General features: G+C 63.4%; 14 protein-coding genes. 6 read left to right on the plus strand and 8 right to left on the minus strand.

Features of this window, described 5'->3' with window-relative positions; translation table 11 throughout:
• Positions 1 to 2: 2 nt before the first annotated feature.
• The 3 genes from NKI18_RS13260 to NKI18_RS13270 all read right to left on the minus strand — a co-directional run bounded on the left by NKI18_RS13260 (position 3) and on the right by NKI18_RS13270 (position 2,444).
• Positions 3 to 803: an inositol monophosphatase family protein gene (locus tag NKI18_RS13260; protein WP_023678017.1), complete on the minus strand. Its 801-nt coding sequence runs from the start codon at positions 801 to 803 to the stop codon at positions 3 to 5.
• Between the two features lie 81 nt (positions 804 to 884).
• The gene (efp, locus tag NKI18_RS13265) at positions 885 to 1,451 is read right to left on the minus strand and encodes an elongation factor P (protein WP_023678016.1); all 567 of its coding nucleotides are present in this window, start codon (positions 1,449 to 1,451) and stop codon (positions 885 to 887) included.
• Between the two features lie 138 nt (positions 1,452 to 1,589).
• A complete protein-coding gene (locus tag NKI18_RS13270) occupies positions 1,590 to 2,444 on the minus strand; it encodes a LysR family transcriptional regulator (RefSeq protein WP_352617981.1) in 855 nt (284 codons plus the stop codon).
• 112 nt (positions 2,445 to 2,556) lie between these two features.
• Here NKI18_RS13270 and NKI18_RS13275 point away from each other — a divergent pair, with 112 nt between their 5' ends.
• A complete protein-coding gene (locus tag NKI18_RS13275) occupies positions 2,557 to 3,573 on the plus strand; it encodes a zinc-dependent alcohol dehydrogenase family protein (protein ID WP_352617979.1) in 1,017 nt (338 codons plus the stop codon).
• Between the two features lie 42 nt (positions 3,574 to 3,615).
• Here NKI18_RS13275 and NKI18_RS13280 read toward each other — a convergent pair whose 3' ends face one another.
• The 3 genes from NKI18_RS13280 to NKI18_RS13290 form a co-directional block, all read right to left on the minus strand.
• Entirely contained in the window at positions 3,616 to 4,647 is a 1,032-nt protein-coding gene (locus NKI18_RS13280) for a tetratricopeptide repeat protein (RefSeq protein WP_023678013.1), read from the minus strand.
• Between the two features lies 1 nt (position 4,648).
• Positions 4,649 to 5,296: a thiamine phosphate synthase gene (locus NKI18_RS13285; protein ID WP_352617977.1), complete on the minus strand. Its 648-nt coding sequence runs from the start codon at positions 5,294 to 5,296 to the stop codon at positions 4,649 to 4,651.
• A gap of 176 nt (positions 5,297 to 5,472) precedes the next feature.
• Positions 5,473 to 6,357, minus strand: a complete 885-nt coding sequence (locus NKI18_RS13290; RefSeq protein ID WP_352617975.1) for a DMT family transporter — start codon at positions 6,355 to 6,357, stop codon at positions 5,473 to 5,475.
• Positions 6,358 to 6,489: 132 nt separating this feature from the next.
• Here NKI18_RS13290 and NKI18_RS13295 point away from each other — a divergent pair, with 132 nt between their 5' ends.
• Together NKI18_RS13295 and NKI18_RS13300 are read left to right on the plus strand one after the other, a co-directional pair.
• Complete coding sequence (locus NKI18_RS13295; protein ID WP_023678010.1) at positions 6,490 to 6,939, plus strand: Lrp/AsnC family transcriptional regulator; 450 nt, start codon at positions 6,490 to 6,492, stop codon at positions 6,937 to 6,939.
• A 95-nt stretch (positions 6,940 to 7,034) separates the two neighbouring features.
• The gene (locus NKI18_RS13300) at positions 7,035 to 7,805 is read left to right on the plus strand and encodes a sulfite exporter TauE/SafE family protein (protein ID WP_352618235.1); all 771 of its coding nucleotides are present in this window, start codon (positions 7,035 to 7,037) and stop codon (positions 7,803 to 7,805) included.
• 40 nt (positions 7,806 to 7,845) lie between these two features.
• Here the strand turns inward: NKI18_RS13300 and NKI18_RS13305 are convergent, their stop codons facing one another.
• Positions 7,846 to 8,397: a DUF2269 family protein gene (locus tag NKI18_RS13305; protein ID WP_352617972.1), complete on the minus strand. Its 552-nt coding sequence runs from the start codon at positions 8,395 to 8,397 to the stop codon at positions 7,846 to 7,848.
• A 580-nt stretch (positions 8,398 to 8,977) separates the two neighbouring features.
• Here NKI18_RS13305 and rcdA point away from each other — a divergent pair.
• Complete coding sequence (gene rcdA, locus NKI18_RS13310; protein WP_352617969.1) at positions 8,978 to 9,505, plus strand: protease adaptor protein RcdA; 528 nt, start codon at positions 8,978 to 8,980, stop codon at positions 9,503 to 9,505.
• Between the two features lie 39 nt (positions 9,506 to 9,544).
• On the opposite strand, the gene NKI18_RS13315 is transcribed toward rcdA, so the two are convergent.
• The gene (locus tag NKI18_RS13315) at positions 9,545 to 9,862 is read right to left on the minus strand and encodes a winged helix-turn-helix transcriptional regulator (protein ID WP_352617966.1); all 318 of its coding nucleotides are present in this window, start codon (positions 9,860 to 9,862) and stop codon (positions 9,545 to 9,547) included.
• 192 nt (positions 9,863 to 10,054) lie between these two features.
• Between NKI18_RS13315 and NKI18_RS13320 the strand changes: the two genes are divergently transcribed.
• Both NKI18_RS13320 and ruvC read left to right on the plus strand, forming a co-directional pair.
• On the plus strand, positions 10,055 to 10,909 hold the full coding sequence (locus tag NKI18_RS13320) for an SDR family oxidoreductase (RefSeq protein ID WP_352617963.1): 855 nt from the start codon (positions 10,055 to 10,057) through the stop codon (positions 10,907 to 10,909).
• A gap of 263 nt (positions 10,910 to 11,172) precedes the next feature.
• Positions 11,173 to 11,685 carry a crossover junction endodeoxyribonuclease RuvC gene (ruvC, locus tag NKI18_RS13325; RefSeq protein ID WP_353019855.1) on the plus strand — a complete coding sequence of 171 codons (513 nt, stop codon included), beginning with the start codon at positions 11,173 to 11,175 and terminating at the stop codon, positions 11,683 to 11,685.
• Positions 11,686 to 11,726: the final 41 nt, after the last annotated feature.

Raw genomic sequence — 11,726 nt, forward strand, 5'->3', positions numbered from 1 at the left:
TATCAGCCGGCTGAGAGTGGCCTTTTGATAGTCTTCAACAGCGCGCGCTGGATGAGTTCGTTGCCGGCGACGAGTGAACCGGCGTTCAGCACATCCTGTCCCCCGGCGAAATCGGAGACGAAACCGCCCGCCTCGCGGATCAGCAAAATGCCGGCGGCGACATCCCAGGCCGACAGGCCGGTTTCCCAGAACCCGTCCATGCGGCCGGCGGCGACGTAGGCGAGATCGAGCGAGGCGGAGCCGAGACGGCGGACGCCAGAGACCTCGGCCATGACATTGCGCAACTCGATGAGGAAATTGCCGTGCTGGCCACGCCCGAGATGCGGCATGCCGCAGCCGATCACCGCATCGACCAGCTTGGTGCGGCCGGCGACGCGCAGCCGGCGGTCGTTCATGAAAGCGCCGCCGCCGCGCTCGGCGGTATAGAGCTCATCCATCGCCGGATTGTAGACGACGCCGGCGACGATCTGGCCCTGGCGCTCCAGCGCGATCGAAACGGCAAAGAGCGGAATGCCGTGCAGGAAATTGGTGGTGCCGTCGAGCGGGTCGACGATCCAGCGGTGCTGGCCGTCGTCGCCCTCGATCACGCCGCGTTCCTCCATCAGGAAGGCGTAGCCGGGCCGCGCCTTGGAGAGTTCGGCAAAGACGATGTCTTCGGCCTTGCGGTCGGCCTGGCTGACATAGTCGCCCGGCCCCTTCATCGAGACCTGCAGGTTCTGCACTTCGCCGAAGTCACGCGACAGCGAGCGGCCGGCCTTCATTGCGGCCTGGACCATGACATTGAGGATCGCGGAACGCGCCATTGCTGTTCTTCCTGTCGCTGCGCCTATTTGCCTTGACGCATCATCTTATCCAAAAAGTCTGCAACTCTTTGGGATCACGCCTTAGTCGGCGCGGCGCACATAAGTGATTTCGTTGGTATCGACGATGATGCGCTCGCCCGAGCCGATGAACGGCGGCACCAGCACGCGGATGCCGTTTTCGAGTATCGCCGGCTTGTAGGACGAGGCTGCCGTCTGGCCCCTCACCACCGGGTCGGCCTCGGTGATGGTCAGCGTCACCTGGTCGGGCAGCGAAATGCCGATCGGCCTTTCGTCATAGAGCTGGACCGTCACCATCATGCCGTCCTGCAGGAAGGCGGCGCGATCGCCGACGAACTCCTTTTGCAATTCGAGCTGCTCGTAGCTTTCGGTGTCCATGAACACCAGCGCGTCGCCCTGCTCGTAGAGGAAAGAAAAATCCTTCAGATCGAGCCGGATCTGCTCGACCGTCTCGGCCGAACGGAAGCGCTCGTTGAGCTTGGTGCCGTTGATCAGGTTCTTGAGTTCGACCTGGTTGTAGGCGCCGCCCTTGCCGGGCTTGACGGTGTTGGTCCTGACCGCCACCCAAAGGCCGCCATCGTGCTCGATGACGTTGCCGGGACGGATTTCGTTGCCATTGATCTTGGCCATGGTGAGGTGATCCGGAAATGAGATGATCGCCGCAAAGGGCAATTTGGCGCCTCCAAGACCACAAATCGCCAGCAGAGGCAAGGAGCGCCTTCCGATGAAGCGGGAACGAAGCTGGCCCGGCAGCGCGGCGTGGCGGCCTCAGTCCGTCCTGACAGTCGCGGTGACGGCCTCGGTCACTGCGTCGGCGACCTCTCTCAAAAGATGCAGGTGCGGCGAACGCAGGACGACAATTCTCAACGACAGATCGAGATCTGCGTCGACCAGGGCAACGCCCTCCGGCAGCTTTTCCCGCAGCAGCCGCCTGGGCAGCAGGCCAAGGCCTTGGCCTCGACGAACCCAGTCGATCTGCAGCGCGCTGTCCTGAATCTCGGCGCCGACCATCAACCTGTGGCCGCCCTCGGCCAGGGCAGCCGCCAGCCGCCGGCGCGCGTCGCAAGGCTCAGGGCTGAGGATCCAGGGCATGGTCTTGACGTCGGCTTGCCGGACAGTGCTTTCGGCAGCGATGACGCCGAGGGCCTCGGTTCCGACAACGCCGTCGCCAGCTTTGGAATTGCTGCCGTCCAGTATGACGGCGAGGTCAAGCTGTCCGCGCTTGTGCTGGTCGGCCAACTCAAGGCTCCAGCCGCTCTTCAGACGCAGCGAGACCTTCGGAAACCGGGCCACGGCATCACCAATGGCGGCGGCCACGGCTTTGTCGCAAAGTCCATGCGCGAGGCCGAGCCGCAGCAGGCCCTCCGGCTCGTCGCCCTTGGCGAATGATCTCAGCGCGGCGACGGCGGCGAGAATTTCCTTGCCGCGTGCCAGCACCTCTACGCCGGCCGGGGTCAGTCGCGACGGCTTTAGCCGGCGGTCGAGCAATTCCGTGCCGAGCATCTCCTCCAGCCGCTGGATCTGGCGGGTGACGGCCGGCTGCGTCAATGGCAGGCGTTGCGCCACCTTCTGAATCGAACCCTCCTCGGCAAAGAGGGCCAGTGTTTTCAGTTCTTCAAGCACGACACACCCGAACATGTCATAGAAGCATAATTATCCTGAACATTATGAATTTGAAATCCGATGGATGGCAAGCGATTTTCCTCTGGCAGGACCCAGCTGGAAAGGAACGACGATGAAGGCGATCGAATTGCAGAGCCCGGGCGGCCTCGAGAACCTCAGAATGGTCGAGCGGCCGATGCCTGAGCCAGGGCGCCAGGAGATGATTGTGAAGGTCAAGGCGACGGCGCTGAACTACCGCGATGCCGAGATCGTTCGCGGCAGCTATCACACGAAGTTTGCATTGCCGCTGGTGCCGCTGTCGGACGGCGTCGGCGAAGTCGTTGCCATCGGCGCCGAGGTCAGCCGGTTCAAGATCGGCGACCGGGTCTGCGGCACGTTCTGGCAGCGCTGGGTCGGCGGCAGTTTCGCCATGGCCGAGCCATCCTATCAACGTGGCGGCCCGATCGACGGGCTGCTCAGCGAATTTGCCCGGCTCGACGAACAGGCGGCGGTGCTGGCGCCGGCCAATCTGAGCGACCTCGAAGCGGCGACGCTGCCATGCGCCGGCGTGACGGCATGGCACGCGCTGTTTACGGAGGGCAGCGTCAAACCCGGCGACACCGTGCTTTGCCTCGGCACCGGCGGCGTTTCGCTGTTTGCGGTGCAGTTCGCCGCCGCTGCCGGGGCGCGCGTCATCGTGACGTCGAGCAGCGACGAGAAGCTTGCGCGGGCAAGGCAACTTGGCGCGCAGGATGGCGTGAACTATCGCAGCGTCCCCGATTGGGCATCGGCCGTGCTGGGATTGACGGATGGCCGCGGCGCCGACCATATCGTCGAGGTTGGCGGACCGCAGAGTTTTGCACAATCGCTGAGGGCAGCGGCGCGCGGCGCCCAGATCAACGTCATCGGCTATCTCGGCGGCAGTGACGGCGCCATCAACCCGCTCGACATCTTCCGCCGGCAGGTCCGGGCGCGAGGCATACCGGTGGGCTCACGCGAATCCTTCGAGGCGATGAACCGCGCCATTGTCGTCAACCGGTTGAGACCGGTGATCGACCGGGTCGTGCCATGGAGCCGGGCCGCCGAAGCCTTTCGGTACCTTGAACACGGCTCTCCCTTCGGCAAGGTCGTGCTCGATCATACCCAATGAGCCCGCCTGACGAGCCGGGTGCAATGAGTCGCGAGATCGCGGTCAGGGCAGGCGGTTGGCCCGTTGCAGCGCCTGCTGCGTCTGCTCGTCGGTCAGGCCCTGCAGGAAATCGTCCATCTCTTGGTCGATGAGCCCGGCGCGGCGGGCGACAACATACCAAGCGCCGGCGAGGATCAGATCCGGGTCGGTGCCGATGCCGTTCATGTAGAGCTTGGCGAGACGGTTCTGGGCGGCGACATTGCCGCCTTCTGCGGCCTGCTTCATCCAGTTGAAGCCGGATTTCAGGTCGCGGGCGCCGCCGCGCCCCTCAATCATCCAGGTTGCGAGATCGATCTGTGCCGTGTCGTAGTTCTGCCGCGCGGCCTGTGCCAGCAGGCCGCGGGCGCGGACATCGTCGCGCGGCTTGCCGCCGGCGCCATTGGCGTAGACCTGTGCCATCGCATATTGTGCGTCGGCAAGCCCGGTCGCGGCAGCGCGCTCGTAATAGGATACGGCTTTGGCAATACCGGCATCGCCGGGCTCCTGTTCGACCATCAGCTGCGCAAAATTGAACTGCGCCAGGCGGTTGCCGGCCTCGGCTGCGGCCTGCATCAGCGCATAGGCCTCCTTCTCGTCCTTTTTGACGTAGCGGCCGTCGAGCAGCATCAGCGCATACTGGAATTGCGATTCCGGCACGCCCTGCTCGGCGGCAAGCGCATACCACTTCGCCGCCCCTGCCGCGTCGACCGGCACGCCGAGGCCGCGCGACAATATCTCGGCCACCAGCGTCTGTGCCGCCGGATCGCCGTTTTGAGCGCGCGAAAGCGCAAGGTTGTAGGCCGTCTTGTAGAGTCCGCGTTGAAAGGCGCCGTAGGCAGCATCGGACGGCTTTGCGCCGAAGCGGTCGGGGTTGATGGTATCGGCCGACGGCAACGGGGCGGTGGTGGCGGGCTGCGGCAATTGTGCGGCGATAGGCTTGTCGGCAGGTTCGCTGGAATCCGGCCTGGGCTGCGGCAGCGGAACGGGTTCCGCCGCTATCGCCTGCGTCACGGCCGTTGCAAGAAAGGCGCTGAAAAGGATTTTCCGCGAGAGCACGTCAGTCCTCGAAGCGCGGCGCGGTTTCGTCGAGCAGCGCGTTGGCGGCGGCGACCGCCATCTTCGGATCGACGCCGTCGGCGAAAACGGCGCTGGACAGCGCCACGAATTCAGCGCCGGTGGCGGCGACCGCTTCCACCGAGGCAAGATCGGATCCGGCCATGACGATGCAGGGGATCTGGATGACGTCCGCCCACCATTGCCCGAGCGACAGGTTGCGCGGGTGCGGCTCAGGCTTGTTGTCGTAACCGAAACGGCCGAAGAAAATGTAATCAGGCCTGACCTCGCCGAGTTCCAGCGCATCGTCGCGGGTCTTGGCGCCGCCGGTGCCGACCATCATCCTGGCCTGGAAGTGTTCGATCGTTTCGGCGAGCTCGTCCTTGCCGACCTCGACATGGATGCCGTCGGCCTGGACACGGCCGGCGATGCGGGTGTCGCCGGCAATGATGACGGCAATGCCGGCCGCTTGCGCCACCGGCACGATCTGCTCGGCAAAGGCTTGGAAAGAGGCCTCGTCCAGGCCGTTTTCCGGCAGGATGAGCGAGGCGACGTCACCGCCGTCGAAGGCCGCGGCGATGCGCTCGGCCGGCACGTTCGGCGGCGCGATCAGCACGATACGGCAGCGGTTGGGCGGCGTTGCGTCATTCATTGGTGTTCGATCCCGGTTATCGCCTATGCCGGGCGAAGATGGTTGCATTGCGGCATAGAGCAAAGTGCGGGGATTGAACAGGCGGCAGGGGGATCACGATTGCCGTCAACGATTTTATGCGGCTCGGCGCATGACTGCCGTTGGCCGAAATTCTCCTCGCCTAGTCGCTTGCGGCCCTACGCAGGCACCTTCGATTTCCACAGCGACCAGCCGAGATTCATGCCGGCGGCGGCGACCAGGATGGCGGCGGCGCCGACGATCTGCGCCGGATGCAGCCGGTGGCCGAAGGCGACGACGTCGACGAGGATGGCGACGACTGGGTAGATGAAGGACAGCGATCCCTGCAGATGCGTCGGCAGCTTCTGGATGGCACCGTACATGAGGATGTACATCAGGCCGGTATGGACGATGCCGAGTGTCGCCAGCATGACCCAGCTCCGCGCATCGACGGGAAGGTGGGTGAGATTGGCGAAGGGTGCCAGCATGAGAACGCCGACGCAGACCTGGATCAGGGCGATCAGGTGCGGCGGCGTGCCTTTGAGCTTCTTGGTGACGATAGCCGCAACGGCCCAGAAGAAAGCCGCGGCCAGCGCCATCGCAATGCCGGTAAAGTAATCCGTACCATGATCGCCTGCATCGGGCGCGGCCTGCACGATCGGCAGCATGCCGGCGAACGCGATGCCGAGCCAGGTCAGCTTGGTCACCGTCAGCCGTTCGGAGAAGAAGAGCGCGCCAAAACCCACCAGCATGAAGGGCTGCGTGTTGTAAACGGCCGTGGCGATCGAGATCGACGCGCGGGAAAACGCGCTGAACAGCAACAGCCAGTTGATAACGATGGCAGCACCGCCAAGAGCCGCGATCGCGACAATGCGAAGCGACAGCCTGCCGCGCAGCAGTCCCAGCGCCGCGCAGATGATCAGCAGCGTTACCGCCCCGAAAGCACAGCGCCAGAACACCACGTCCATGATGGGCTGGCCGGAAAGGACGACGAACCAGCCGATCGTGCCGAGGATCGCCATCGCCGCCGTCATTTCGATCGTGCCGCGTACCGTGCTGTCCATGGGTGCTCCTGAAACTCGTTGAGATTTTATAATCCCACAGCGGATCGGGTCTTTCCATGACTTCTAGCTGGTGATATGCAGGGCAAACCTAATTAAATTAGGTAAGCATCGGCTTTTTCTTGGAATTGTAAAATGCTGGACGAGCTCGATAGAAAGCTCCTCGATATCCTGGTCAAGGATTCACGGACCTCGCTGAAGGAACTGGCGCTGCAGGTCGGGTTGTCGTCGCCAAGCGTTTCGGAGCGGCTTCGGCGGCTTGAGGATCGCGGCGTCATCCGCGCGTTCACCATCGACATCGATCCGCAGGCGCTCGGCTACGCCTTGCAGGCGATCGTTCGCATCCGGCCATTGCCGGGCAAGCTGCACATCGTCCAGAAGCTGATCGAGGAAATCCCGGAATTCGGCGAATGCGACAAGGTGACGGGCGATGACTGCTTCGTTGCCCGGCTGTTCGTCCGCTCGATCGGCGAGCTCGACGGGATTCTCGACCGCATCGCCGACAAGGCCGAAACCAGCACCGCCATCATCAAGGCGCAGCCGATCCGCAGACGCCCGCCGCCGCTCGACATGCCAAACATGTGACGGATTTCGGTGGCGTGGCCCACATATTTGCGGTCGCGGTCTGGCCATTTCTGGTCTATTCCAGAGTTCAACTTTCCCTCCAGCGTCCCTTCCCCATGTCAGGCCTGCTCGTCGATCCCTGGTTCTATGCCGCGGCCATTCCGGCCGTCATCCTCGTCGGCCTGTCGAAAGGCGGCTTCGGCGGCGCCGTTGGCTTTGTCGGCGTGCCATTGATGGCGCTGACCATGCCGCCGGTTCAGGCTGCCGCAATTCTTCTGCCAATTCTGTGCCTGATGGACATTGTCTCGGTGTGGACGTGGTGGGGTATCTTCGACCGCAAGATGCTGGCCGACATGATGCCGGGTGCCGTGATCGGCATTGCCCTGGGCTGGCTGACGGCGGCACTTGTAACCGAAGAGATGGTGCGGCTGATCGTCGGCACGGTTGCCCTGATCTTCGTGCTGCGCTGGCTCTATTTGCAACTCCGCCACGGTGCCGGCCACGCGGCGGAGCCCAACCGCGTCGCCGCGGGCTTCTGGGGTACTGTTGCCGGGTTCACCAGCTTCGTCGCCCATGTCGGCGGCCCGCCTTTTCAGGTCTATGCGCTGCCCATCAGGCTCGATCCGAAGGTGCTGTCGGGCACCGCGGCGATCTTTTTCGCCGTCACCAATGCGCTGAAGCTCATCCCTTATTTCGCGCTCGGCCAGTTCGATACCACCAATTTGACGGCGTCGGCGGTGCTGATGCCGCTGGCGCCGCTGTCGACAATCGCCGGTGCCTGGCTGGTGCGGCGGATGCGGCCGGAGCTGTTCTATCCCTTCACCTATGCGACCGTGGCGGTCGTCGCGGTCAAGCTTCTGTGGGACGGCATCGCCGGCCTTCTGTAAGACGGCGGCCCCTGTCGGCCGCCGCCGGATTCCTAAAACCTCAGGCGGCACTCGGCAGCAGCTGCCGCGTCCTGGCAAGCGCCAGGGCAATGCCGCTTGCCAGTACGAAGGCCATGCAGCCCAGAATGGTGATGTCGTGCAGCGTCGGCTTCAGCACCATGTCCGCGATGATCACCAGCATCACCGAATAGTCGAAACGCGCGGCGCTGAGGACGCGCTGGCCCTGGGCAAGCACTGCCGGCGTCACGCCATCCTTGGCGATCATGTCTGCCATGCGGTCGGCAGTCGGCTTGAAGATGAACATGCCGATGCAGAAGGTCGTCGCATAACCGGCAAGGCCGATCAGCACCCACAGATCGGAAAAGCCGACCCAGAAGCCGCACATGATGAGGCCGAAAAGCAATGTCAGCATCGACATCGGCGCGAAGAACCGGTTGCCGAGCTCGCCGGTAGCGCGCATCGCCTGCAGCATGCCTTCGACGTTCCCGGCGCGGTCGGCGCGTACCGCGAGCAGCATCAGCGTGAAGCCGCCGCCGACCCAGAGGATCGCCGAGACGATATGCAGGAATTTAACGGCCGAGTACCAGTCCATTATTCGCTCCTTGAGAGATTTGATGATTTGCCGGAGCGCAGGGTTTGCTCCGCCTCGTTGCGAGGAGCGGGCGTTTACCGCGGCGCCTGTTTCGGAACGATGTCGCGCGGCGAGCGGATCTGTTTCGGTATGTCGGTCACGATCTGGAGGAAACATGCCGCAAGCGCGTCGCCCCGACTTTCCAGCCGGTGGTGTGAACGGCGCCGTGGCCAGTCAGCTGTGCTGTTACGGCACAGATGCTGGGCGCTTGATCGAAAAATATGCCCCGCGTTAAGGCTTCGTTAAGCTTTACAGGCGTTTACTATGTCCATCCAGTGATCTGGATTCTTACCGAGTGGTTGGAGCCACTTTGTTTGACGCCTCCCTGTTAAACTCCTGAGAGCCGCCTTATCCGCGGCTCTTTTTTTGTCCGCCGGCATGGGCGTCCTTCCGGCTAAATGCGGCCGTTAACCGTTTGTTAAACATGTGCTTGCCTTCGCTGGCAGCGAAGCGCATTTTCAAGCTTCAGTCGTTTAGGCTGCCGGATATGGCGGCCAAGAGCCGAATCGGCCGGCTGTCAGGCAAGTGCAGGGGCGTAGCGATGAACGAGCCTTCGAAGGCGAGCGCGAAAACCATCAAGCTGGCGGAGCGCCGGGTTTTCTCCCAATCCTTCAAGCCGCTCTATCAGGAAGGCATGGGCCTGGTCGAGCAAGCGGCCGAATATCTCGACGGCAAGGGCCGCGCCGAGGCCAAGAAGCTGTCGAGGCTGGCGGCGACGCTTTATGCGGCCGAATCGATGCGGCTGACCACCAGGCTGATGCAGGTCGCCTCGTGGCTGCTTTTGCAGCGGGCGGCGAATTCCGGCGAGATGACCCGCGATCAGGTGGCCTCAGAAAAATCCAAGGTGCGTCTCGACACCGCCTCGGCGCATGAGGAGGCGCCCGGCTGGGCCGAGCTGCCGACGGATTTCATCGACCTCGTCAACCGTTCGCTGCGGCTGCAGGCGCTGGTGCGCCGCATGGACGAGGAGATCTATGGCGGCCTCGCCGAGGTGCTGCCGTCGAGCCGTCGCGTCAATCCGGTCTCAGATCAGATCACGCTGCTCAACACGGCTTTCGCCCGCGGCTGAGAGAACGTTTCATAATTCTACTCCGGCGACCATCTAGAACTAACCGCTAAGGGATGGGCTCGCGATCATCAGGCGGGGAGAATCACGCAGCAGCAGGCGCGATCCGACCTCCACGATAGACCTGATCGCTGGGAGCAGCTCCTGCCCCAATGACGTCAGCTCATACTCCACGGTCGGCGGCGATGTCGGCATCACGTGGCGTGCGAGGACGCCGCGCTCCTCGAGATCGCGCAACCTGCCGGTCAGCACCTTCGCTGAAATGGCTGGGATATCGCGGCGCAATTCGGAGAACCGGCGCGGGCCGTCGCTCAAGGACCAGAGCACCTCGGGTGTCCAGCACCCGCCAAGCAGCGCCATGCACCTCGACATAGGGCAGCCGGGAAGCGCCTTCACCTTCGTTCGCATCCTGAGGACCATCGCGCATCTTCCATGGGAGTTTCCAGTTGGTTACCGGAAAATGATGGTAACTACAAGATACGTGGTTTCCGATGGTAACGAGAGCCGCTATCTGAGGCTCTCAATCCATCCAACCACGAAATGGACAGAACGATGTACGCAATAACTGGAGCAACAGGACAGCTTGGCCGTCTCGTGATCGACGCACTGCTGAAGACAGTTCCGGCCAGCCGGATCGTTGCGGCGGTTCGTGATCCGGCAAAGGCCCGCGATCTTGTCCAACGCGGCGTAGTCGTGCGGGAGGCGGACTATAATCGTCCCGACACGCTCCCGATGGCGCTGGCCGGCGTCGATAGACTGCTGCTGATTTCCTCGACCGAAGTCAGCGGCCGCTTGCCGCAGCATCGGTCAGTGATCAAGGCCGCCCAACGGGTGGGGGTTTCGCTGATCGCTTACACAAGCATGCTGCATGCGGACACGTCTCCCGCGAGGCTCGCGGTCGAACATCGGCAGACGGAGGAGGTCATCGCGGCCTCCGGCCTACCCGCCGTCATCCTGCGCAACGGCTGGTACACCGAGAACCATCTGATGGCGCTCCCGGCGGCTCTGGAGCACGGCGCCTTCATCGGCGCCGCAAATGAGGGGCGCTTCTCGTCCGCGGCGCGGCAGGATTATGCCGAGGCCGCGGCCGTGGTGCTGACGAGCGAGGATCAAGCAGGGAGGACTTACGAGCTCGCCGCGGACCAAGCCTTCACGCTCGCCGAGCTTGCGGCGAAGGTCTCGCGGCAATCGGGCAAGGCGATCGCCTACAACGATCTTGCCGGGGCGGCCTATGAGGGTGTGTTGACAGGCGCCGGGCTGCCCGCCGATCTCGCCGCTATCCTGGCCGATGCCGACATTGCAGCCTCACGCGGAGCGTTGTTCGATGACGGCGGCGCCATGAGCCGGCTGATCGGTCGACCGACAACGCCACTGGAGAGCGTCGTTGCGGCAGCATTGCGCGGTTGAAACCGAGATGGCTGTCACATCCGCCAAAGGATCAGAGGACCGTCTGTCGCTCGCGCCAACAGTTATTCAAACGACTAGACTAGCGCAGCCTTCTGCGCTTCCGGTGCTTGCGTACTTATGTACGCTCCGCTCCGGTTCTCGAAAACCACGCTATCTGTCTCGCCAGAGCGATTCTCAAACATTCTCTAAACAGACTCGGCTTGCTGTTTCTGGTTTGTTCACATTTCGCTGGCATCGCTGCTCGCCGGGGTTAAAGTTGACGGATGGGGGAAGCGATTCGCATCATCGGCATCGATCCAGGGCTGAGGCGCACCGGCTGGGGCATAGTCGAAAGCCTCGGCAATTCGCTGCGCTTCGTCGCTTCCGGCACGGTGCGGTCCGACGACAAGGCCGCGCTGGCGGTGCGTCTTTGCCAATTGCATGACGGGCTCGCCGAGATCCTGCATGCCGCGATGCCGCACGAGGCGGCGGTCGAGCAGACCTTCGTCAACAAGGATGCGGCGGCGACGCTGAAACTCGGCCAGGCGCGCGGCATCGCCATGCTGGTGCCGGCGCGTGCCGGCCTTGTCGTTGCCGAATATGCGCCAAACGCCGTCAAAAAGGCGGTAATCGGCGTCGGCCATGGCGACAAGAAGCAGATCCACATGATGGTCAAGGTGCTGATGCCGAAGGCGACTTTCGACAGCGATGACGCCGCCGACGCGCTGGCTATCGCCATCTGTCACGCGCATCACCGGCAGAGCGCCGCCTACAGGATGGCGGCGCTGGCCGGATAAGGTTGTTCTTGACTTGTTCTCCAGTGGGCAATAAGTAATAC

Source organism: Mesorhizobium sp. M0800, from assembly GCF_040320095.1.
In the GTDB taxonomy this organism is placed as follows: domain Bacteria; phylum Pseudomonadota; class Alphaproteobacteria; order Rhizobiales; family Rhizobiaceae; genus Mesorhizobium.